This window comes from Roseicyclus salinarum, assembly GCF_029624655.1.
Taxonomy (GTDB): Bacteria; Pseudomonadota; Alphaproteobacteria; order Rhodobacterales; family Rhodobacteraceae; genus Roseibacterium; species Roseibacterium salinarum.
The window spans coordinates 1-22,669 of the sequence record NZ_JARRSA010000041.1 but is presented as its reverse complement, the minus strand read 5'-3'; the positions used below and the strand labels follow the sequence as shown (position 1 = coordinate 22,669).

Genomic DNA, 22,669 nt, shown 5'->3' with positions numbered 1-22,669 from the left:
TCGGCATTTGCCGCCGACTGAACGCAGCGGGCCACACCCGAGGGGGCGCGGCCCGCCATGGCGGCGACGGGAGGCATGAGGGCGGCGCGATGACACTTGCGGACACGCGGAACGGTCGCGGCCGGCGCGGCGGCAGGGACTACAGCCTGACCGGCCCCGAGGCACGGCACGCGGTCGAGACCGGCCTCGCCTCGGCCCAATGGTATCACTCGGACATTCCGCGCAAGGTGATGAAGGACCTCATGCGCCGGACCGACGGCCCCGCCATGCGCGACACCGCGCTCTGGATCGGGCTTCTGATCGTCTCGGCGGCGGGGGGCATCGCGACCTGGGGGACGTGGTGGACGGTTCCGTTCTGGGCCGTCTACGGCGTGCTCTACGGCTCGGCCTGCGACTCGCGCTGGCACGAATGCGGTCATGGCACCGCGTTCCGCACGAGCTGGATGAACGACGCGGTCTACGTCCTCGCCAGCTTCATGGTCCTGCGCAACCCCACAAGCTGGCGCTGGAGCCACGCGCGCCACCACACCGACACGATCATCGTGGGCCGCGATCCCGAGATCACCGTGATGCGCCCGCCGAACCTTCCCCGGAAGCTTCTTTATTTCATCGGCATTCCCGACGCGTTCCAGCACTTCTGGATCCTCGTGCGCAACGCCGCCGGCGTCTTCGGCGCGGATGAGCGCGACTACATCCCCGAGGCCGAGTTGCCGAAGGCCGTGGCCTGGGCGCGCATCTTCGTGGCGGTCCACGTCCTCGCCGCCGCGCTGGCGCTGGCTTCGTGGTCGGTCCTGCCCCTAATGCTGATCGGCGGCCCGCGCATCTACGGCACCTGGCACATGGTGCTGACGGGCCTTCTGCAGCACGGTGGCCTTGCCGAGGACGTGCTCGATCACCGGCTGAATTCGCGCACCGTCCTGATGAACCCGGTCAGCCGCTGGATCTACTGGAACATGAACTACCACGTCGAGCACCACATGTTTCCGATGGTGCCCTACCACGCCCTGCCGAAGCTTCACGCGCTGATCCGCGACGACCTTCCGCCGCCCAACACCTCCATCCTCGACGCCTACCGCGAGATGCTGCCGGCCCTCCGCCGTCAGGAGCGCGACCCCGCCCACCACATCCGCAAGGAGCTTCCGCCGACCGCGCGGCCCTACCGTGCGGAATTCCACGCCCTCGACGTGGCGGGACACTGACGCGGCACCCGACCTGGAGGAACGACATGGCCGACTGGATCTTCGTCTGCACGCTTGGCGACATCGAGGTGGAGGACGTGGTGCGCTTCGACCATGGCGGGCGCAGCTTCGCGGTCTACCGCGATCCCGAGGGCGGCGTGTGGTGCACCGACGGCCTGTGCACGCACGAGCAGGTACACCTCGCCGATGGGCTGGTGATGGACGACACGATCGAATGCCCAAGGCACAACGGACGGTTCAACTACAAGACGGGCGCGGCCCTGCGCAGCCCGGCCTGCGTCGCGCTTGGGACCTATCCCGCCCGCGTCGCGGACGGGCGCGTCGAGGTTCAGGTATGAGGCGGGCCCGCGCGGCCCGGCCGGGGCGGGAGAGCGCGGCGCCCGCGCGCGACCGCGGCGGGTGCGGCGGGTGCGGCGGGTGCGGCCGATGAAGGTCGATCTCGGCGGCATGGCGATCGTCATCACCGGCGCGGCGCGCGGTGTCGGGGCCGCCATCGCGCAGGCCGCCGCGGACGCGGGCGCCGAGGCGCTGGTCCTCGCCGACCGCAATCCCCCGGCGCCCGGACTGCCCTGCCCCGTCGAGACGGTGATCGCCGACCTCGCCGAGCCCGAGGCGCCGCAGGCCGTCATCGCCGCCGCGCTCGCGCGCTTCGGGCGCATCGACGGGCTGGTGAACGCGGCAGGCCTGACCACCCGCGGCGGCTTCGAGGATGCCGACGTCGCGCTGTGGAACAGGATGTTCTCGGTGAACACGCGCGCACCCTTCTTCCTCATGGGCGGCGCGATCGCCGACATGCGGGCACGGGGCGCGCGCGGATCGATCGTCAACATCCAGTCGATGAACGCCCATTGCGGGCCGCCGGACCTGTCGGTCTATTCGGCGACCAAGGCCGCGCTGCAGGTGCTGACGAAGAACGCCGCGAATGCCTGCCTCGCCGACCGGATCCGGGTGAACGGCCTGAACCTCGGCTGGGCCGACACGCCGACCGAACGGCACCTTCACGCGGTCACGCTGGGAAAGGGGCCGGACTGGCTCGACGCCGAGGCCGCGCGGCAACCGCTCGGGCGGCTCGTGAGCGTGGAGGATTGTGCGCGGCAGGCTGTGTGGCTTCTCGCGCCGGCCTCGGCGCCGATGACGGGCGTGAACCTGGACCTCGAACAGCGCGTCACGGGGGCCCCGTGAGGCCGCGCGCTTCAGCCGGGCGGCGGCGCGGTGCTGTCGCGGATCACAAGCTCGACCTCGATCATCTCGTCGGCGGCGGCCGGGACGGTGCCCGCCGGGCCGAGCCTCCGGCGCAGCGCAAGGGCGGCCTCGCGCCCGAGGCGGTGGCGGTCCTGCCGGATCGTCGTCAGGGCCGGGACGTAGAAATCGGACATGTCGATGTCGTCGAAGCCAACGACCGATATGTCGCGCGGCACCGCGAGGCCCCCCTTCGCAAGCCCCGCGACGAGGCCGAAGGCCACCATGTCGGCGGCACAGAAGACGGCCGTGGGACGCTCGCGCATCCGCAGGATCCGGTCCGCCGCGCGGTGGCCCGACTCCAGCGAGAAGTCGCCGCGGATGATCCATTCTTCCCGCGCGGGCAGGCCGAGGCGCGCGCGCTCCTCCAGCATCCCCTCGCGGCGCGAGGCGGTCAGGACGTTGCCCTCGGGGCCGGTGACATGGGCGATGCGCCGGTGTCCGAGTGCGTGCAGGTGCCGGATGGCCATCCGCGCACCTTCGGCATTGTCGGAGCGGATCACCGGAAAGCCGGTCCCCTCGACCCACTCGCACAGGAACACGATCCGCCCCCCGACCCCCAGCGACACGCAGGCCTCGAGCGCGGCGGGGTCGAGGCCGCCGTCGAGGGAGATCACGCCGTCGATCCGCCCGTCGAGGAAGTATCCCGGAAGCTCCCCCTCGGCGAGCGGGCGGCTTTCGGTATCGGCGATGAGGACGGCGTATTCGCTGTCGGCGAAGCCGTCCGAGATCCCCGCGAGGATCCGCGAGTAGAAGGGCTTGCCAAGGTTGGGCACCAGAACGAGGACCGCGCCCGCGCGCTGCATCCTGAGGTTCCGCGCCGCCTGGTTGACGCGGTATCCGGTCGTGCGGATCGCATCGAGCACCGCGGCGCGGGTGCGGTCGGACAAAAGGCCGGGATTGCTGAGCGCGCGGCTGACGGTGGCCGTCGAGACGCCGGCGGCGCGCGCCACATCCTGGATCGTGGCGGTTTTCTGCGCCTTCGGTGCTTGTGCCTGGCCGCTCACTCGGGGGTTGACTCGACTCGTTTCATGCCTCGAGTATGTAATCGATTTCATGGCCTGAAAAGACGGTTTTCCGCACATGAAATCGATTACAGCGCGGGAATTCCGCGAAGGGAGGTCGCTGGGTTGACGAAGTTCCGGCCACACGGCGAGGCAGCCTGATGCCGGGCGCGTCGTTCGATTACGACGGCGCCTCGGTCGTGGTGGTCGGCGCAAGCCGGGGCGGCATCGGCGCGGCGATCGCGCATGGTTTCGCGGATGCCGGCGCCGAGGTCCACATCACCGGCGCCGAGCCCGAGCCCCTCGCCCCGGATGCCGCGCGCTTCGCCTATACCCGGCTCGACATCACCGACACCGGGGCGGTGCGCGCCTTCGCCTCGGGTTTCGACAGGCTCGACGTTCTGGTCAATTGCGCCGCGATCACCCGGCGCGGCGAAGAGATGGCGCCTGAGTTCTTCGCGCATGTCCTCGACGTGAACCTCACCGGCTCGTTCCGTTGCGCCGAGGCGTTTCACCCCGCCCTCAGGGCGGCGCGCGGCAGCGTCGTCAACATCGCGTCGATGTATGCGCGTTTCGGCTCGCCCCGGAACCCGGCCTACGGGTCCTCCAAGGCGGGCGTGGAGCAGCTGACGAAGTCGCTCGCCATCGCGTGGGCGGAGGACGGCATCCGCGTGAACGCGGTCGCTCCGGGCTTCGTCGTGACCGAGCAGTCGGCGCGCGCGCGACAGGATCCGGCTTTCGTCGCGGCCGTCGAGGCGCGCACCCCGGCCGGCCGCTGGGGCGCGCCGGGCGACATCGCGGGCGCGGTGATGTTCCTCGCGTCCTCCGCCGCCTCCTTCATGACGGGCGCCTGCCTGCCCGTGGACGGGGGCTATTCGGTTGTCTGAAAGGAAGCTGACATGACCGATTTCGCATCGATCGGCGCGGCCGTCGTCGGCACCGGCTTCATCGGCGGCGTGCATGTGCAGATGCTGCGCAGGCTCGGGGTACTGGTGCGCGGCGTCCTCGGCTCCTCCCCCGCGCGCGGGGCCGAACAGGCGGCCGCGATGGGCGTGGCGCACGCCTACGCGACGCTCGACGAGGTGCTGGAGGACCCGTCCGTGGACGTGGTGCACGTCACCTCGCCCAACCACGCGCATTACGACCAGGTGAAGGCGATCCTCGGCGCGGGCCGTCACGTCGTGTGCGAGAAGCCGCTGGCCATGACCAGCGCCCAGTCCGCCGAGATGGTCGGGATCGCCGAGGCCTCGGGCAAGGTCGCGGCGGTGTGCTACAACATCCGCTTCTACCCGCTCAACCAGCAGGCCCACGAGATGGTCCGACGCGGCGAGCTTGGCGACATCCGCTTCGTCTCGGGCCACTATCACCAGGATTGGCTGGCGCGGCCCACGGACTGGAACTGGCGGCTGCAATCGGAAATGGGCGGCGCGCTGCGCTCGGTCGGGGACATCGGCACGCACTGGGTCGACCTCACCAGCTTCGTCACGGGCCTGAGGGCCGAGGCGGTGATGGCCGAGCTCGCGACCTTCATCCCCGAGCGCCAGAAGCCCACCGGACCCGTCGCGACCTTCTCCAGCGGCGCGGGCGAGACCGAGACGGTGAAGATCGACACCGACGACGCGGCGATGATCCTGATCCGTTACGAGGGCGGCGCGCGCGGGATCATGAGCACCAGCCAGATCAACGTCGGACGGAAGAATTCGCTGCAATGGGACGTGGCGGGGGCGATGGCCAGCGCCGCCTGGGACAGCGAGACGCCCGACCACCTGTTCATCGGCCATCGCGACAGGCCGAACGAGACCCTGATGCGGGACTTCACGCTGATGAACGCGGCCGGCACGGCGGCAGCAACCTTGCCGCCCGGCCATGTCGAGGGCTTCGGCGACTCGTTCCACGCCTTCTTCCGCGCGGTCTACACCGACGTCGCGGCCGGCGGGCGGCAGGAGGGTTCGACCTGGGCAAGCTTCGAGGACGGCCATCACGAGATGCTGTTCTGCGACGCCGTGCTGACGTCGGCGCGGGAAGGCCGCTGGGTGCGGCTCGACGAGATCTGAGGGAGGAAGACGCGATGGAACTGGGCCTTCTGACAGCCCCCTTCGAGGACACGCCGCTCATGGAGGTCGCCGACTGGGCGGGGCAGAACGGCTTTTCCGCCTTCGAGGTCGCCTGCTGGCCCGCCTCGGGCGGCGAGAAGCGGCGCTATGCGGGGACGTCGCATATCGACGTGGACGGGATCACGAAGGACCGCGGCCAGGAGATCGTCAGCGGCCTCGCGGAGCGCGGCATCTCGATCTCGGGCCTCGGCTACTACCCCAACCCGCTGCATCCCGACGCCGGCCACCGCGAGGAGGTGATCGGGCACCTGAAGAAGGTCATCGCCGGGGCTGGCACGATGGGCGTCAAGGTGGTCAACACCTTCCTCGGCGGCGACCGGGCGCTGAACGTGGACGAGAACTGGGCGCGCGCGCAGGAAATCTTCGCCCCGATCGTGAAGCACGCAAAGGACCATGGCGTGCTTCTGTGCTTCGAGAACTGCCCGATGATCTTCAGCCACGACGAATGGCCGGGCGGCCACAACATCGCCTATTCGCCAAGGATATGGCGGCGCATCTTCGAGGAATGGGGCGACGCGGTCGGCATGAACTTCGACCCCTCCCACCTCGTCTGGCAATTCATCGACCAGGCCCGCTTCATCAAGGAATTCGGCCCCCGCTTCGGCCATGTCCACGCAAAGGACGTGATGATCGACCGCGACGGCCTCTACGAGAACGGCACGATGTCGGTCGGCATGGGCTGGCAGATCCCGCGGCTCTGCGGCCTCGGCGACGTGGACTGGTCGGACTTTTTCTCGGCGCTCTACCGCACGGGCTATGACGGACCGGTGGTGATCGAGCACGAGGACCGGCTTTTCGAGGGCACGGACGAGAAGATCAGGCGCGGCTTCTGCCTCGCCCGCGACGTCCTGAGCCCGTTCATCAAGTGAACGGGGGCACGACGGAACACCGGAGCAGCTTTCACAGGGGCGCCAAGACCCCGATCACCGACTGCAAGATGAACCCAATGGGAGGACCTGAAATGACCAGAAGACTGATGATGGGCGCGGCCGTGGCCGCCCTTTCCGTGACGATGGCGCCTGCCGCCTTCGCGCAGGACGGCGGCTACGTGATCGGCGTCTCCAACACCGTGCAGGGCAATGGCTGGCGCGAGGAGATGATCTGCGCGATGCGCGCGCAGGCCCTGGTGGAGCCCGACGTGGCGGGCCTGATCGTGGCGCACCGCAACACCGACAGCGCGGGCCAGCTGGAGGACATCAACAACCTCATCGAGGCGGGCGTGGACGCCATCGTGCTGAACCCGTCGAACCCCGACGCGCTGAACTCGGCGCTGGAGACGGCGATGGCGCAGGGCATCGTGGTGGTCGCCGTGGACGCGGGCGTGACCGCCGAGGGCGCCTACATCCTGTCCAACAACCAGGAGGAATACGCCTATCTCGGCGCGCGCTGGCTGTTCGAGCAGCTCGGCGGCGAGGGTGACGTCGTCTACATGCGCGGCATCGCTGGCGTCTCGGCCGACACCGACCGCGACCGGGGCTTCCAGCGCGCGCTCGCGGAATATCCCGGCATCGAGGTCGTGCACGAGGTCTTCACCGGCTGGCAGCAGGACCAGGGCAAGCAGCAGATGTTCGACTTCCTCGCGACTGGCATTCCCTTCGACGGGGTTTGGACGTCCGGCATCGACAACGTGATCGTGGACGCCTTCACCGAATCCGGCGCGCCGCTGGTGCCTATCGTGGGCGCGGACAACGCGGGCTTCGTGGGCCAGCTTCAGGACGTCGAGGGCCTTCAGGGCGCGGCCGTGACCAACCCCGGCTCGGTCGGCGGGGCAGGCATCGCGCTTGCCGTGGACATCCTCAACGGCAACCCGCCCGACAGCAGCACGGTGCTGGTCGACCCGGTCCTGTGGGAGAACACCACCGACGAGGGCCGCGCCACCATCGCGTCGGCGCAGAACCCGAACCTCGATCCCGAATGGCCGGTCTCGGTCACGATCCCGGGCTGGACCGACTATACGATGGAGCAGATCATCGCCTGTGACGGACCCGGCGAGGGCTGATCGACCTTCAATCTCCAGCGGCCCCCGCGCGCTCCGACCCGGCGCGGGGGCCGTTTCTCGAACAAGCTCACGGACCCCTGCCGCATGACATCCCAGACCGACCTCCTGCTCGACGCGACGGGCGTGGCCAAGAGCTTCGGCGCGGTGCGCGCGCTGACGGACGCCAGCCTGACGGTCGCGCGGGGCGAGGTCGTGGCCCTGATGGGCGCGAACGGCGCGGGCAAGTCCACCTTCGTGAAGATCCTGACCGGCGCCTTGCGGCCGGATACGGGCCATGTGCGGATCCGGGGGGGCGAGGCGCGCGTCGGCTCGCCCGCGCAGGCGCGGCGCTCGGGCCTCGTGCCGGTCTACCAGGAGCCCTCGCTCATTCCCGATCTCGATGTGGCCGACAACCTTCGGCTGACGGATACCGACGTGACGGCCTTCCGCCACTGGATGGGCGAGCTTGCCCATGCCGACGTTCCGATGGGCGCGATGATCCGCGACCTGCCGCTCGCCACGCTTCGGATCGTGGACCTCGCGCGGGCCCTCGCCAGCGCGCCGGACGTCCTGCTGCTGGACGAACTGACCGCGGCGCTGCCGACCGACCTCGTGGATCGCGTCCTGAAGGTCGCGCGCCAGCAGGCCGAGGACGGGCGCGGCGTCATCTACATTTCGCACCGCTTCGCCGAGATCGCGCGCCTGTGCGACCGCGCCTCGGTGCTGCGCGACGGCCGCACCGTGGGCGAGGCTCGGATCGAGCCCGGCGTCGAGGACCGCGTGGTCGAGATGATGCTGGGCGCGAAGATCGACCTCGGGCGGCGCGCCGCCGAGACCGCGCGCGCCAAGCCCAAGGGCCTGCCGCGCCTGAGGGTCGAGAACCTCGCCGTCGCGCCCAAGCTCGCCGATGCGAGTTTCGCGCTGCATCCCGGCGAGGTGCTGGGCGTCGTCGCGCTGGAGGGACAGGGGCAGGACGAACTGTTCGAGGCGCTCGCGGGATTTCGAAAACCCGCCTCCGGCGCGATCGAGATCGACGGCACACCCGCCCGCTTCGCCCATCCCGCCGACGCCATCGCGGCCGGCCTCACCTTCGTGCCCGGCGACCGCTCCGAGGCGCTCTTTCGCGAACGCTCGGTCCGCGAGAACATCGCCATGCCCTTCTCGGCGCCGGCACGCAGCTGGGGTCCGCTGAAGCTCCGCCACGAAAGGTCGCGTGTCGCCGAGGCCGTCGCGCGGCTTCAGATCGACACGCGCGCGCAGGGCGAGGTGCAGCGTCTGTCGGGCGGCAACCAGCAGAAGGTCACGATCGGCCGCTGGCTGGCGCACGGGGTCAGGACGCTGCTGCTGTTCGATCCCACGCGCGGCATCGACGTGCGCACGAAGCGGCAGATCTATCCGCTGGTGCGCGAGTTGGCCGAACAGGGCGCGGCCATCCTCTACTACACGTCGGAACTCGAGGAGGTGCCGCTTGCCTGCGACCGGGCGATCGTGATCTTCAACGGCCGCGTGGTCGACATCGTCGAGGCGACCGAGGCCGGCGAGGAGCGCCTGATGCGCGCCGCCTACGGCCTGACCGCGGCGGAGGGCGCCGCATGAGCTTCGTGCAGAGGAACGCATGGACGCTGGGCCTCCTGGTGCTGTTCGTCGTGCTCCTGGGGATCACGCGGCTGATCCAGCCAAACTTCGGCGTGACCGGCCTCGAAAGCCTCGCCCGCGCCGCACTGCCCTTCGCCTTCGCCACGGCGGCCATGGCCGTGGTCGTGATCGTCGGCGGCATCGACCTGTCGGTGGCGTCGATGATGGCCGTTTGTTCGGTGACGGCCGCTGTCTTGATGCAGAGCATGGGCGGGGTGCCGGCAATCGCGATCACGCTCGCCGTCGGGGTGCTGATGGGGCTGATCAACGGCACGCTCGTCGTGGTCACGCGGGTGCCCGACATCGTCGTGACGCTCGCCATGCTGTTCGTCTGGCAGGGCACCGCGCTTCTGATCCTGGAGACGCCCGGAGGCACCGCCACGCCCTGGATGCGGAGCGCGATCACCGGGTCCTTCTTCGTGCCCGGCCTGCCCAACGCGCTTGTCATCGTGGCCGTCATCGTGGCCGCGGTCTGGGTGCCGCTGCGGCGCTCGAAACTCGGCCTCGCGATCTACGCCACCGGCTCGGACGAAACGGCGGCGTTCCGCTCGGGCGTCGCGGTCGGCCGCACCAAGGCCGCGGCCTACGCAATCGCGGGCCTCTTCTCGGGGTTCGGGGGCCTCAGCCTCCTGGCGCTCACGGGCGTCGGAGAGCCGGTGCCGGGGCCATACCTCCTGGCCGCCGTCGCCTCCGTGGTGCTCGGCGGCGTCATCCTGGGCGGCGGCGTCGGCGGCGTGCTCGGCCCGATCATCGCGGTCTTCATCCTCAGGATCATCCGCACGATCCTGACGCTCGCCGCCGTGGATCCCAACGTCACCACGATCGTGGAGGGCACGATCATGGTCGGGGTCGTGATGTTCGGCGCCTATCTGGTGCTGCGCAGCAGGAGGCAGGCGGCATGAGCGAGATCCATCCGCGCCCCGAGGCTCAGGTCCCCCCGCTGGTCCGCACGGGCCGGTTCCTCAAGGACAACCCGGTCATCCCGCTGATCGGGTTCCTCGTCCTTCTCATGGGCATCCTCGAGGTCATGCGGCCGGGCATCATCTCGCCGTTCTGGGCGGGAAACCTGATCAAGTTCGCCATACCGCTCGCCATGCTGGCCGCGGCGCAGGTCCTGACCATGCTGACGGGGGGGATCGACCTGTCGGTCGGCATCGTCGCCACGCTCGCGGCCTTCGTCACCGCGACCCTGACCCCGCTGATCGGGCCCGCGCCCGCGATGCTGGTCGCCCTTGGCGCGGGCGCGGTCGTGGGCCTCGTCAACGGCTTCGGCGTCGGCGTCGCGCGGGTGCATCCGCTGATCATGACGCTTGGCACGGGGCTGATCGCGACGGGCTGCCTGCAGGTCTACCAGCGCTTCTTCATCGCGACGGGAACCGACATCCCCGCGGTTCTCGAATGGCTCGGCACCGGGCGGACCGCGGGCCTTCCCAACGGCCTCTTTCTCTTCGTGCCCTTCGCGGTCTTCGTGCTGTGGCTCATGCGCTTCACCGGGTTCGGCCGCCTACTGTTCGCGCTCGGCTCGAACGAGAAGGCGGCGAAGCTCTCGGGTGTGCGCGCGTGGCAGGTGCACATCGCCCTCTACATCCTGTCCGCTCTGATCGCGGCGCTGACCGGCCTGCTCTATCTGGGCATGATCCGGGCCCCGTCCCTGTCGCTCGCCGTCCCGCTCATGTTGCCCTCGGTCGCGGCGGCGGTGATCGGCGGCACCTCGATCTTCGGGGGGCGCGGCAGCTTCGCGGGCGCCATCGTCGGCGCGCTGATCCTGCGGGTGATCGACACGATGCTGACGCTCGCGCGGATGCCCGAGGGCGCGCGCATCGCGATGTTCGGACTGATCATCCTGCTCGTCACAGCCCTTTACGTCCGCTTCACCGAGACACGCTGAGGGAGGCCTTCATGGCGAAATTCCGCATCGCCGGCATCAGTTTCGACCACATGCACATGGGCGACCTGCTGCGCCTCGTGGACGCGCATCCCGAGGCCGAGATCGCCGCCGTCTTCGACCCCGACCGGGCCCGGATGCAGGATGCGATCGACACGTTCGCGATCCCCGAGGCGCGCGTCTTCACCGACTTCGACGCCTGCATGGCGGCCGGCCCCTACGACATGGCGATCCTTTGCGCGGCCACCGCCGAGCACGGCGCCTATACCGAGCGCCTCGCGCCGCACGGGGTCCATGTGTTCGTGGAGAAACCCTTCGCCGCCTCGGCGGACGAGGCGCGGCGCATGATCGCCGCGATGGAGAGCACCGGCAGGCAGCTTGCCATCAACTGGCCGCTCCGCTGGGTGGAAAGCCACGTCACCGCCAAGCGCCTGATCGAGGACGGCATGATCGGCGACCTGATCGAGGTGCATTTCTACGACGGCAACCGCGGGCCACTCTACCATCTCGCCGACAAGGTCGAGGTCTCCCCCGACGAGGTCGAGCGGCAGAAGCCCGGAGCGTGGTGGTATCGCAAGGCCTCGGGGGGCGGATCGCTTCTGGACTACATGGGCTACGGCGCGACGCTCGGGACGTGGTTCATGGAGGGCGAGGCCCCGCTCGAGGTGACATGCACCATCGACGAGACGCCCGGCATCGAGGTGGACCAGCACGCCATCGCCGTCTGCCGCTACCGGCGCGGGCTGTCGAAGCTCGAGACGCGCTGGGGCACCTTCACCGATCCCTGGACGCACCAGCCGCAGCCGGTCTGCGGCTTCACCTTCGTGGGCACCGACGGGACCATCGCCTCGCCCGACTACGCACGCCACGTCACCGTGCAGACCCGCGAGCGGCCCGAACGTCACGAGATCCCCGTCGATCCGCTGAAGGACGGCGAGCGCAACGCCATCGAATACGTGCTCGGCTGCATCGCGAAGGGCCTGCCCGTGGGCGGGCCGCTCGATCCCGCGCTCTGCCTGACGGCGCAGCGGATCGTGGACACCGCCATGCGCTCGGCCCATGAGAAACGGACGCTGGAGCTTCTGCCATGACCGAAGACGTGACGCGCGACGCGGGCGACAGCGAGACCTACGCCCTGAAATCGGCCGAGCTCGCCGAGATCGCGGCCCCCGATCTGCCCTACCGCCCGCCGATGCCGAAATCCTACCGGCCCCGGATCGGGGTGATCGGCACCGGCGGCATCTCGGGCAGTCACCTGGACGCCTACCGCGCGGCGGGCTGGGAGGTCGCGGCGCTGTGGAACCGCACCCGCTCCAAGGCCGAGGCGAAGGCCGCGGAATATTGCCCGAAGGCCCGGATCGAGGACGCATGGCAGGACATGCTGACGGATGGCGCGATCGACGTGATCGACGTCACGCTCCACCCCGAGCAGCGCGCGCCCATCGTCGAGGCGGCGCTGAAGGCGGGCAAGCACGTCCTCAGCCAGAAGCCCTTCGTCACCGACCTCGACACCGGCGAGAGCCTCGTGAAGCTGGCCGAGGACCGCGGCCTGAAGCTGGCGGTCAACCAGAACGGACGCTGGGCCCCGCACAAGGCATGGATGCGCGAGGCGGTGCTTGCCGGGCTGATCGGCGACGTGATCTCGGCGCATGTGGCGATCCACTGGAACCACGGCTGGACCGCCGGCACGGCCTTCGACGAGATCGAGGACCTCATCCTCTACGATTTCGGCGTGCACTGGTTCGATTTCCTCGCCTCCCTCGCGCCCGGCCGCGCGCGCAGCGTCTTCGCTAGCGCCGCGCCCGCGCACGGCCAGGCCAACAAGGTGCCGCTTCTGGCTCAGGCGCTGATCCGGCTGGACGGCGGGCAGGCCTCGCTCGTGTTCGACGGCGGCGCGCCGCACGGGCCGAGGGACACGACCTTCGTGGGCGGCACCCGCGGCAGCCTCGTCTCGGACGGGCCCGACCTCGGGCTGCAGACCGTGACGCTGACGACAGAGGACGGCGTCGCGCGCCCGAAGCTCGAGGGGCAATGGTTCAACGACGGGTTCCGCGGCACGATGGGCGAGCTTCTGTGCGCCATCGAGGAAGACCGGGAGCCCTCGAACGGCGCGCGCGCCAACCTCCAGAGCCTCGCCATGGCCTTCGCCGCCGTGCGCTCGCGCATCACGGGCCGCGAGGTCGAGGTCGGGGACGCGCGGCGCCTCGAAGGTTAGGCGCTCAGGTCGTGGACGTCACCTTTGACAGATGCCGCGGGGTGTCGGGGTTCAGGCCCCGCGCGACGGCCAGCGCCTCGATCGTGGCGTAGAAGCTGACGATCAGGGCCAGCGGATCGGTCAGCCAGTGGCCGGTGCGCACGGTCGGCAGGGCCTGCGCGCACGTCACGCGGTCGGACGTGACGAAGACCGCCGCGCCCTTGGCGGCAAGCGCGTCGGCCACCTGAACCACGGCGTCCTCGGCCGCGTCGCGCGCGGTGAAGGCCAGCACCGGAAAGCCAGCGTCGACGATCGAGACGGGACCGTGCAGGACCTCGGCCGAGGAATAGCTCTCGGCGTGAAGCTGGCAGACTTCCTTGAACTTCAGCGCCGCCTCGTTCGAGATCGCCCAGGACGGCCCGCGCCCGAGCGTGTAGAGCGACCCGCGCCCCGCAGCGCCCGCCAGCGCGCCCCAGTCGGACGCCGCGGCCCGCGCAAGGCTTTCGGGAAGCGCGCGGATCGCCGCCAGAAGCGCGTCGTCGCCCGCCAGCTCGGCCACCACCCACAGGCAGGCCAGCGCCGAGGTCACGAAGGTCTTGGTCGCGGCCACGCTGCGTTCGGGACCGGCATGGATGTCGAGCGTCACGTCGGCGGCCTTCGCCAGCGGCGAGGCCGCGTCGTTCGTCACCGCGATCGAATAGGCCCCGCCGGTCCGCGCCGCGCGCGTGAGATCGACGATGTCCGGGCTCTGGCCCGACTGCGAGACCGACACGCAGACGCCGCCCGCCATCCGCAGGGGCGCCTTGTAGATCGACGCCACCGAAGGCCCGACCGAGGCCACCGGCAGCCCGCAAAGAAGCTCGGCCGCGTACTTGAGGTAGCTGCAGGCGTGGTCGGACGAACCCCGCGCCACCGTCACGAAGAAGGCGGGGTCGCGCCGCGCAATCTCGGTCGCCGCCGCGCGCACCGCCTGCGCGCCGCCCGAAAGAAGCCGCTCCACGGCATCGGGGATCTCGGTCACTTCGCGCCGCATCTGCGTCTGCCCGGTCATCGTCTCGTCCCTTCGCGCCCTTGCCGTTCCATCGTCCCGCGGCCATCCTGACGGAAAGGGGAGTGGGCACAATGACAAAGACGCTGATCGTGGGATTGGGCAACATGGGGCGCAGCCACGCGCTCGCCCATCATGCCGCGCCAGGCTCGCAAATCGTCGGACTGGTGAACCGCTCGCCCCGCGACCTGCCCGAGGCATTGGCCCCCTACCCCGTCTTCGACAGCTTCGAGGCCGGCATGGAAACGCGGCCCGACCTCGTGGTGATCGCGACCTATTCCGACAGCCACGCGGATCTGGCCATCTCCGCGATGGAAGCCGGCGCGCATGTCTTCGTCGAGAAGCCGCTCGCCACCACCGTCGCGGATGCCGAGCGCGTGGTCGAGACCGCCCGACGCCTCGGCCGCAAGCTGGTCGTGGGCTACATCCTGCGCCACCATCCGTCTTGGGTCAGGATGATCGAGGAGGCGCGCGCCCTCGGCGGTCCGTACGTCTTCCGCATGAACCTCAACCAGCAATCCTCGGGCCCCGAATGGGAAACCCACAAGGCGCTGATGCGCACGACCTCGCCCATCGTGGACTGCGGGGTCCATTACGTCGACGTCTGGTGCCAGGTCACGGACGCGGCGCCCGTGCGCGTGCAGGGGATCGGGCTGCGCCTGTCGGACGAGATCGCGCCCGACATGTACAATTACGGCCAGCTTCAGGTCGTCTTCGAAGACGGATCCGTCGGGTGGTACGAGGCGGGCTGGGGCCCGATGATGTCCGAGACCGCGTTCTTCGTGAAGGACATCATCAGCCCCGGCGGCTCGGTCTCGATCACCGACGCCAACAAGGGCGCATCGTCGGACATCGACGGGCACACGAAGGTCGGCGGGCTTCTGGTGCACGAGCCCTCGGGCGACCGCATGATCGACCTGCCCGACGAGCCCGGCCATCAGGAGCTTTGCGACGCCGAGCAGGGCTTCGTCCTGTCGGCGATCGAGACCGACCGCGACCTGTCGCGGCACATGGCGGACGCGGTGCGCTCGCTCGCGATCTGCCTTGCCGCCGACGAAAGCATCCGCACCGGACGGCCCGTCACCCTGTGACGGCCATGCGCCCGCCGTCTAGGACGGCGCCGCGCGCGCGTCCCGCGCCGGGGCGTCGCGCGCCGCGCGCCCCTCGCCCAGCATCAGCATGGCCGGCGTCACGATCAGGGTGAGCACCGTCGCCACGACCAGCCCGCCCGCGATCGCGCTGGACAGTTCCGTCCACCATTGCGTCGAGGGCGCGCCGTAGACGATGTCGCGCGTGAAGAAATTGATGCTGAGCCCGATCACCATCGGCAGGAGCCCGAGCGCGGTCGTCAGCGCGGTCAGGACCACCGGACGCAGGCGTTGCGCACCCGTCCTGAGCGCCGCCTCGTGCGGCGGCTGCCCCTGCCGCCTGAGGTCGTTGTAGGTGTCGATCAGAACGATGTTGTTGTTCACCACGATCCCCGCAAGCGCGATCACCCCGATCCCGCCCATCACCACGCCGAAGGGACGCCCCGTCACCAGCAGGCCCAGCAGCACACCCGCGACCGAGAAGACGATCGCGCTCATCACCACGAAGCTCTGGTAGAAGCTGTTGAACTGGGTCACGAGGATCACGAACATCAGGAATATCGCCGAGAGGAACGCGCCCGACAGGAACTGCGTCGCCTCGGCCTGGTCCTCGGCCTCGCCCGCGAAGGCGTATTCGGCGCCTTCGGGCAGGCTCGCGCCCTCCAGCGCCTGCCCCAGCGCTGCGACCTGGTCGTTGACGAGGAGACCGGGCGCGACGTTCGCCTCGATCGTCACCACGCGCCGCTCGTCGACGCGGCGGATCGTGCCGACACGCTCGGCCGGCGCGAAGGTGACGAAGTTGGAGATCGGCACCAGCCCGGAGGAGGTCGGCACCCTGAGACTGCCGAGCGCCGAAAGCGAGCGTTCCTCGTAGGGAAAGCGGATGCGGATATCGAGCGGGCCCTCGGCGTCGTCGGGCCGGTAGTCGGCGACCGTGATCCCCCGCGTCAGAAGCTGGAGCGCCTGTCCCAGAAGGCTGACATCGGCGCCGTAGCGTGCCGCCTCGGCGCGGTCGACGATGACCGAGACCTCGACGCCCGGAAGCGGCATCGTGTCGGTGACGTCCGTGAAGCCCCCGATCTCCGCCATCAGCTCGCGCACCGTCTCCACGGCGGCGTCCTGCGCCGCCTGCGTGCGCGCCGTGATCTCGAGGTTGACGGGCTTGCCCGCCGTGGGCCCGCCGCTTTCGGTCTGGACCTGCACGTCGATCCCCGCAAGGTCCGAGACGGCGTCGCGGATCTCCTGCCCTATCACGGCGGCGGGGCGGCGCGTATCCCATTCGGCCAGCTCGAGCTGGAGGGTGCCTATCGTCTCCTCGTCGCCCCGGCCCGCGTTCATCACGGTGCGCGCGTAGACGCTGGCGATCTCGTCGAACTGCAGGACGCGGGCCTCGACCTGCCGCACCAGCGCATCGCGTTCGTGGACCGAGAAGTTGTCGCGCGCGCGGACCTGCACCTGCATGAAGTCCGGCTCCACCGATGGAAAGAAGGTCACGCCGGTGCCGAATTGGGCATAAAGCCCGAAGCTGCCCAGAAGCATCCCGACGGTCAGGATCACGGTGGCGGCGGGCCTCAGCAGGGCGAATTCCAGAAGCCGGACATAGGCGCCGGTGATGCCGCCGACCTTTCGCGGATCGCCGCTTTCGGAGGCCGCGAGTGCCAGCTTGGCGGCGGCCGTGCGCGGCTGCTGGCGTCCGATGATACCGCCCACGACAGGCACGAAGACGAGCGCCATGAACATCGAGGCAGACAGCGTCAGGATCACCGTGATCGGCAGGAATTTCATGAATTCGCCCACCATCCCCGACCAGAACAGGAGCGGGAAGAACACGCTGAGCGTGGTCGCGGTCGAGGCGATGATCGGCCAGGCCATGCGCTTGGCCGCCGCCGCGAAGGCCGCGGGCGGGGCGGCGCCGTCCTGAAGGTGGCGGTCGGCAAGCTCGGTCGTGACGATGGCGCCGTCCACGAGCATCCCGACCACGAGGATGAGCGAGAAGAGAACGACGATGTTCATCGTGTATCCCATCGCCCAGAGACATGTGACCCCCGTGAGGAACGCGCCGGGGATGGCGAGGCCCACAAGGATCGCCGAGCGCAGGCCGAGGGCGTAGACGATGACGATCATCACCAGCACGACGGCGGCGATCACGTTGGCTTCGAGGTCGCTCAGGATGTCCTGGACGATCTCGGACTGGTCCTGCAGCCAGGTGATCTCGACCGCGCCCGGCCACTCCGCCTGCAGGCCCGCCACGACCTCGCGCACTTCGGCCACCGTCTCGATGATGTTGGCGCCCGACCGCTTGGTGATCTCCAGCGCCAGCGCCGGCTGTCCGTCGATCCGCGCGAAGCCCATGGGGTCGTCGAAGGCGCGCCGCACGGTGGCGACGTCGCCGAAGGTCACGACCGTGCCGTCGCGCACGAGGACCGGCATCTCCATGACGTCCTGGAGGTTCTCGATCAGGCCGGGCACCGTCAGGACGATGCGCCCCGAACCGGTCTCGATGGCGCCGGCCGCTATCAGGCGGTTGTTCCGCGTGATCTGCGCGATCAGCTCGTCGAAGGACAGGTCGTAGGTCTGGAAGACGGTGGGGTCGATCAGCACCTCCATGAACTCGACCCGGCGGCCGCCGATATCGACCTCGAGGACGCCCGGCAGGCCCTCCACCGCGCTCTGCACGTCCTCCGCCAGCGCGTTCAGCGTGCGCTCGGGCACCGGCCCGGACAGGATCGCGGTGATGACCGGAAAGAGCGCCGTGTTGATCTCGGTCACGGTAAGGTCGTAGGCGTCGTCGGGCAGCTCGCCGTCCACCCGGTCAACGGCCTCGCGGATGTCGCGCAGGGCCTCCTCGGTATCGCCGCCGGGCGTGAATTCGAGCGTGACGCTGGCCGTGCCCTCGGCGGCGAAGCTCTCCATCCGGTCGAGCCCCGTGATCGCGCCGAACTCGCGCTCCATCGGCTCGATCAGCAGCCGCTCGGCATCGCCGGGGCTGATCCCGTCGAGGCCCGTGGAGACGTAGAAGAAGGGCAGCGGCACCTCCGGGTTGGCCTCCTTGGGGATCGCGACGTAGGCGTAGGCGCCCACGGCCAGCATCATCACCAACGCCATCGCGACGACCCGGCTGCGCGAGAACGCGGCATCGATCAGCGCGTTCATCGCGTCGGATCCTGCGTCTGCGGGCGCACCGTCTCGCCGTCGCCGACGAAGCCCTGCCCCACCGTGATCAGCCGCGCCGTTTCGGGAAGCCCCGTGACCCAGATCCCGTCGATCTCGGCGCGAACGATCTCGATGGGGTAGAAATGCACCACGTCCGCGTCGTCCACGGTCTTCACGCCAAGCCGACCGTCGGCATCGAGCGACACGAGCGAGGGCGACACGAAATGGGCCATCACCTCGTTCGTCGGTATGGCGATCTCGGCCGAGATGCCCGCGGCGATCGCGCCGTCCGGGTTGGGAATGGAGATCTCGGCCGTGAAGGTGCGCGTCGCGCTGGCCGCCGCGCCGCCGACGAATGTCACGGTGCCCTCGCGCACCTCGCCCGTGATGAAGGTGACGGTGGCGGTCTGGCCGCTTGAGAGGCGGTTCAGCGCCTGCTGCGGCACCTGGAAGGCCACGGTGAGCGGCGTGATGTCGACGATGCGCCCGACCTGCGCGCCCAGCTGCACGAACTCGCCGGGGTCGATGTCCAGCGCCTCGATCCGTCCCGCGAAGGGCGCGGTGATCACGTTGTTCGACACCGCCTCCTCGGCCGCCGTCAGCCGCGACTGCGCCTGCGTGAAGGCCGTGCGCGTCTGTTGCAGGCGGTCGACGGTCGCCACCCCCCGTTCCAGCAGCGTCTCGGCGTTCTCGAGGTCGCGGCGGGCGGCCGCAAGCTCCTGTCTTGCCTGCGCGAGGTTCGCCTCGGCCGCCTCGCTGCGCAGCCGGCCGATCTGGGCGCCCTCCTCGACAGTATCGCCGAGCGACACGAAGACCTCCGCGACGTCGCCCGAGGCCTCGGCCCGGATCAGCGTGTCGCGGTCCGGCAGCGCCTGCCCCTCGGCATTGAAGATCAGCGTGACGCTCCGGGCCTGAGACCGCTCGACGGCGACGGCGACCGGGGCCGGCGCGTCGGCGCCGGGTCCCTGCGGCGCCTCGGAGGGAAAGACGATGCCGCTGGCCATCCACAGCACGATGGCGAGCGTGATCCCGGTCGCGATCCAGGTCGAGCGCGAGGCGCCCCGGTCGGAGGTCACGGCTTCGGGCGCTGCGGTTTCGGCGGAGGCGGGATCTTTCATGGTCCTGATCCTTCTTCGCGGTCTTGGAGGTATGCCGGTGTCGCCCGCATTATGGCCGATGCGGAGGCCAGGTGCACGGGATGAAACGCGGCTTTTCGGCAGGGTGCCGGCGAAAGGCGTCCCTTCGGACGCGGCCCGGCGCGCCTGCCGGACGCCACATGGATGGACGCGACGCGGACGGGCGACGCCTCGTGCCCGAGCGTCCGGCGCGGATTGAGCGTCTGGCCGATGGTGATGACCATGCGGCCCCGGAAGTCCGCCTCGATGTTGCCCTGCGCGCTTTGGCGGGGCCGAACTGCGGGTGCACATGGCGGAGGCAGGGGCCGTGTAGGTTCTTGCGCAGGGCCTTGAAAAGGCGCGCGGGACACGTCAACGCCTCGGCTCTGGACGAACGGGGAAGTAACCCCCAAGTCTCGGTCCGCTCCGTCCCGGCTTCGCAATCCCTCCATCATGTTCGTGATCTGGCCGTTCATACCGAACAGCACGCGGCCTTCTTCGGCCACCCCCCGCGGGTTGGCCGCACCTCTCTTTTGGACGCGACCGACGGCATCATGGATGTCCCGACCGGCCGCCGCCCCGGTCCCTCGAAGCTCGGCAGCCCCTGAAGGATGCGCCACCGACCCCTGCGCGGGCGCGGCAAGGCTATGGCATGCCGAACTTCACGGTGCAGCGAAACTCTCGGGCGTGTTCCCGGACCTTGCGCGCACGTCGCAAGACGTCGTCTGGCGCTTTCGGTCATGGTGGGTGGTGAGGGGCTCGAACCCCCGACATCTTCGGTGTAAACGAAGCGCTCTACCAACTGAGCTAACCACCCGCCGCCGCGCGTCATAGACCGGCCCGAGCGGCTCTGGCAAGGGTTCAGGTGCCGAGCGTTCGCGCGACGCGCCCTTCGATCACGTGCACGACCCCCTGCCCGCCCGGCAGCGACGCGAGCGCCTCGGGCGGATGCCCGAGCGCGAGGCATCGCAGGACACGCGAGGTCAGTCCGTGGGTCACGACCACCGTGGGGCGCGCGATCTCCGCAAGGACCGATGCGGCGCGGTCGGCCAGCGCGCGCAGCGTCTCGCCGCCCGGCGCGTCGAACTTCCACTCGAACGGATCACGCTCCGCGATCAGCCCGCCCCACCCGGCCTCGATCTCGGCGAGGGTGAGGCCCTGCCACCGCCCAAGCGCCACTTCCCTGAGGCGGGGGTCGCTGCGGACCGGAAGATCGAGGCCCGCAAGGGCGATCCGCGCCGTCTCGACCGAGCGCCCGCTGTCGCTGACGAGCGCCTCGGCCCCCTCGGGCAGGACCTCGCGCAGGATCGCGTTCTGCCGCGCCGCCTGCACCCGCCCCAGCGCCGTCAGCGGCGAATCGAGGTGGCCCTGAAGGCGGCCCGCGACGTTCCACTCGGTCTCGCCGTGACGCAGGACGAACAATGCGGGAAGGTTCGGCGGCATGGCGCGAGGGTTAGCCGCCGCCGCTCGCGGGCACAAGCCGGGCCGGCGCACGGCGGCGCATGGCACGGACGCGAAGCCTTGACCCGGGCCCGCATCCCCACCACGCTCTGCCCCGAGGCGGGGAGGCAACGAACGCGGGGGCGTCCCTTGCGGCACGGTCCCCCGGTCCCTCGCAATTGCGTCAAGAAGGGCAATCGATGAGCAAGGTTCGTAAGGCAGTTTTCCCGGTCGCGGGTTTCGGAACGAGATTTCTGCCGGCAACAAAATCCATCCCCAAGGAAATGCTTCCCGTCGTTGACAAGCCCGTGATCCACTACGCGGCCGAGGAAGCGGTGCGCGCGGGGATCGAGACCCTGATCTTCGTGACCGGACGCCACAAGCGGGCCATCGAGGACTACTTCGACGCGGCGCCCGAGCTGGAGGCGACGCTGCGCGCCAAGGGCAAGGACGACGCGGCCGAGGTCGTTCATTCGATCCTGCCCAACGGGGTAAACTGCATCTTCGTGCGCCAGAACCTTCAGCTGGGCCTCGGCCACGCCGTCCTCTGCGCGGAGCCCGCCATGGGCAACGAACCCTTCGCCGTCCTTCTGGCGGACGACTTCCTCGGCATCGAGGGCCAGGACTACCTGACCGACATGGTGCGCGCCTACGAGGAAAGCGGCATGAGCCAGATCGGCGTGATGCCGATCGAGGGGCCGGAGATCTCGCGCTACGGGGTGGTGAAACCGGGCGACGGGCCGAACCAGGTTCTCGGCCTCGTGGAAAAGCCCAAGGCCGAGGACGCGCCGTCGAACCTCGCCTCGATCGGTCGCTACGTTCTGGCGCCGGAGGTGATGGGCATCCTGTCCGAACTCGGGCCGGGCGTGGGCGGCGAGATCCAGCTTGCCGACGCGATCAACACGCTCGCCTCGCGGCCCGATTGCGGCGTCCAGTCGGTGCCCCTGACCACGCCGAGGTTCGACTGCGGACAGGTCCGCGGCTATCTCGACGCGATCCTGCACATCGCCGACCGCCGCAAGCGGCCACGCTGACGCGGCCCGGCCAGACGCGCGCGGTCTAGCGGACCGCGCGCATGGCCTGGCGCGTCTCGGCGGTGGCGAGCTGGCGGTGCAGCCGCTCGAAGATCGCGCGCGCCCCCGCCCTGTCGCCCGAATTCAGCAGGGCGTAGCCGTGCAGCATCGCTAGATCGCGCCGCGTCGTGCCGGTCAGCTGGGAATGCGCTGCAAAGAACGCCGCCGCGCGCGCGTAATCGCCCGACTCGTAGGCCCGCACGCCGCGCTGATCCAGGATCTGGCCCTCGACCTCGATCCTCTGCTGCCGGGTGAGCGGGGCGGCGGCGGCGACCTGGGCCGCCTGCTCGGTCATGTTGATCCTCAGCATCGCCAGAAGGAGGCCATAGCTCGCGTCGCGGCGCAGCTCGCCGCTGGTCGCCCTCCGCGTGGTCTCGTCGAAGGCCGAGATCGCCTCCATCGCGCGGTCCGCGTTGTAGGCGCACCAGCCGCGCTGATAGACGATATCGAGATCGGACGAGCCCTGCGACAGCGACAGGCACTGCGCCCAGGCGCCCCGCTCGG

At 69.8% G+C, this 22,669-nt stretch carries 19 protein-coding genes, 1 tRNA gene and 1 pseudogene; 14 read left to right on the top strand and 7 right to left on the bottom strand.

The window, feature by feature from the left end; all coding sequences use genetic code 11:
* Positions 1-89 precede the first annotated feature (89 nt).
* The 3 genes from P6F26_RS18355 (at position 90) to P6F26_RS18345 (ending at position 2,381) form a co-directional block, all read left to right on the top strand.
* Positions 90-1,199 carry a fatty acid desaturase family protein gene (locus P6F26_RS18355; protein ID WP_278030157.1) on the top strand — a complete coding sequence of 370 codons (1,110 nt, stop codon included), beginning with the start codon at positions 90-92 and terminating at the stop codon, positions 1,197-1,199.
* A 26-nt stretch (positions 1,200-1,225) separates the two neighbouring features.
* Positions 1,226-1,537 (top strand): MocE family 2Fe-2S type ferredoxin, encoded by a 312-nt coding sequence (locus tag P6F26_RS18350; RefSeq protein WP_278030156.1) that lies wholly within the window; start codon positions 1,226-1,228, stop codon positions 1,535-1,537.
* An 88-nt stretch (positions 1,538-1,625) separates the two neighbouring features.
* Positions 1,626-2,381, top strand: a complete 756-nt coding sequence (locus P6F26_RS18345) for an oxidoreductase (protein ID WP_278030155.1) — start codon at positions 1,626-1,628, stop codon at positions 2,379-2,381.
* An 11-nt stretch (positions 2,382-2,392) separates the two neighbouring features.
* On the opposite strand, the gene P6F26_RS18340 is transcribed toward P6F26_RS18345, so the two are convergent.
* Positions 2,393-3,445: a LacI family DNA-binding transcriptional regulator gene (locus P6F26_RS18340; protein ID WP_278030154.1), complete on the bottom strand. Its 1,053-nt coding sequence runs from the start codon at positions 3,443-3,445 to the stop codon at positions 2,393-2,395.
* 158 nt (positions 3,446-3,603) lie between these two features.
* On the opposite strand from P6F26_RS18340, the gene P6F26_RS18335 reads away from it, so the two are divergent.
* The 9 genes from P6F26_RS18335 (at position 3,604) to P6F26_RS18295 (ending at position 13,269) form a co-directional block, all read left to right on the top strand.
* Complete coding sequence (locus P6F26_RS18335; protein WP_278030153.1) at positions 3,604-4,329, top strand: SDR family NAD(P)-dependent oxidoreductase; 726 nt, start codon at positions 3,604-3,606, stop codon at positions 4,327-4,329.
* A gap of 12 nt (positions 4,330-4,341) precedes the next feature.
* Positions 4,342-5,496: a Gfo/Idh/MocA family protein gene (locus tag P6F26_RS18330; protein ID WP_278030152.1), complete on the top strand. Its 1,155-nt coding sequence runs from the start codon at positions 4,342-4,344 to the stop codon at positions 5,494-5,496.
* A 14-nt stretch (positions 5,497-5,510) separates the two neighbouring features.
* Complete coding sequence (locus P6F26_RS18325; protein ID WP_278030151.1) at positions 5,511-6,425, top strand: sugar phosphate isomerase/epimerase family protein; 915 nt, start codon at positions 5,511-5,513, stop codon at positions 6,423-6,425.
* A 92-nt stretch (positions 6,426-6,517) separates the two neighbouring features.
* A complete protein-coding gene (locus P6F26_RS18320) occupies positions 6,518-7,555 on the top strand; it encodes an ABC transporter substrate-binding protein (RefSeq protein WP_278030150.1) in 1,038 nt (345 codons plus the stop codon).
* An 84-nt stretch (positions 7,556-7,639) separates the two neighbouring features.
* The gene (locus P6F26_RS18315) at positions 7,640-9,130 is read left to right on the top strand and encodes a sugar ABC transporter ATP-binding protein (RefSeq protein ID WP_278030149.1); all 1,491 of its coding nucleotides are present in this window, start codon (positions 7,640-7,642) and stop codon (positions 9,128-9,130) included.
* Entirely contained in the window at positions 9,127-10,071 is a 945-nt protein-coding gene (locus tag P6F26_RS18310; RefSeq protein WP_278030148.1) for an ABC transporter permease, read from the top strand. The genes P6F26_RS18315 and P6F26_RS18310 overlap by 4 nt, the downstream gene beginning before the upstream one ends.
* Positions 10,068-11,057, top strand: coding sequence for an ABC transporter permease (locus P6F26_RS18305; RefSeq protein WP_278030147.1), 990 nt, complete (start codon positions 10,068-10,070; stop codon positions 11,055-11,057). Before P6F26_RS18310 ends, P6F26_RS18305 begins: the two co-directional genes overlap by 4 nt.
* A gap of 11 nt (positions 11,058-11,068) precedes the next feature.
* The gene (locus tag P6F26_RS18300) at positions 11,069-12,145 is read left to right on the top strand and encodes a Gfo/Idh/MocA family protein (RefSeq protein ID WP_278030146.1); all 1,077 of its coding nucleotides are present in this window, start codon (positions 11,069-11,071) and stop codon (positions 12,143-12,145) included.
* On the top strand, positions 12,142-13,269 hold the full coding sequence (locus P6F26_RS18295) for a Gfo/Idh/MocA family protein (protein WP_278030145.1): 1,128 nt from the start codon (positions 12,142-12,144) through the stop codon (positions 13,267-13,269). The genes P6F26_RS18300 and P6F26_RS18295 overlap by 4 nt, the downstream gene beginning before the upstream one ends.
* A gap of 4 nt (positions 13,270-13,273) precedes the next feature.
* Here the strand turns inward: P6F26_RS18295 and P6F26_RS18290 are convergent, their stop codons facing one another.
* Positions 13,274-14,299: an SIS domain-containing protein gene (locus P6F26_RS18290; protein WP_278030144.1), complete on the bottom strand. Its 1,026-nt coding sequence runs from the start codon at positions 14,297-14,299 to the stop codon at positions 13,274-13,276.
* Between the two features lie 71 nt (positions 14,300-14,370).
* Between P6F26_RS18290 and P6F26_RS18285 the strand changes: the two genes are divergently transcribed.
* Positions 14,371-15,387: a Gfo/Idh/MocA family protein gene (locus P6F26_RS18285; protein ID WP_278030143.1), complete on the top strand. Its 1,017-nt coding sequence runs from the start codon at positions 14,371-14,373 to the stop codon at positions 15,385-15,387.
* Between the two features lie 18 nt (positions 15,388-15,405).
* On the opposite strand, the gene P6F26_RS18280 is transcribed toward P6F26_RS18285, so the two are convergent.
* From P6F26_RS18280 to P6F26_RS18265, 4 genes are all read right to left on the bottom strand, one after another.
* Positions 15,406-18,537, bottom strand: coding sequence for an efflux RND transporter permease subunit (locus tag P6F26_RS18280; RefSeq protein ID WP_278030142.1), 3,132 nt, complete (start codon positions 18,535-18,537; stop codon positions 15,406-15,408).
* Positions 18,534-19,655 carry an efflux RND transporter periplasmic adaptor subunit gene (locus P6F26_RS18275; RefSeq protein ID WP_278030141.1) on the bottom strand — a complete coding sequence of 374 codons (1,122 nt, stop codon included), beginning with the start codon at positions 19,653-19,655 and terminating at the stop codon, positions 18,534-18,536. Before P6F26_RS18275 ends, P6F26_RS18280 begins: the two co-directional genes overlap by 4 nt.
* A gap of 738 nt (positions 19,656-20,393) precedes the next feature.
* Positions 20,394-20,469, bottom strand: a tRNA-Val gene (locus tag P6F26_RS18270).
* Between the two features lie 44 nt (positions 20,470-20,513).
* Positions 20,514-21,095 carry a histidine phosphatase family protein gene (locus P6F26_RS18265; protein WP_278030140.1) on the bottom strand — a complete coding sequence of 194 codons (582 nt, stop codon included), beginning with the start codon at positions 21,093-21,095 and terminating at the stop codon, positions 20,514-20,516.
* A gap of 197 nt (positions 21,096-21,292) precedes the next feature.
* Here P6F26_RS18265 and P6F26_RS18260 point away from each other — a divergent pair, with 197 nt between their 5' ends.
* Positions 21,293-22,126, top strand: a complete 834-nt coding sequence (locus P6F26_RS18260; protein WP_278030139.1) for a UTP--glucose-1-phosphate uridylyltransferase — start codon at positions 21,293-21,295, stop codon at positions 22,124-22,126.
* Positions 22,127-22,151: 25 nt separating this feature from the next.
* On the opposite strand, the pseudogene P6F26_RS18255 reads toward P6F26_RS18260, so the two are convergent.
* Positions 22,152-22,669 (bottom strand): annotated as a pseudogene (locus tag P6F26_RS18255) (hypothetical protein); the annotation flags it as partial.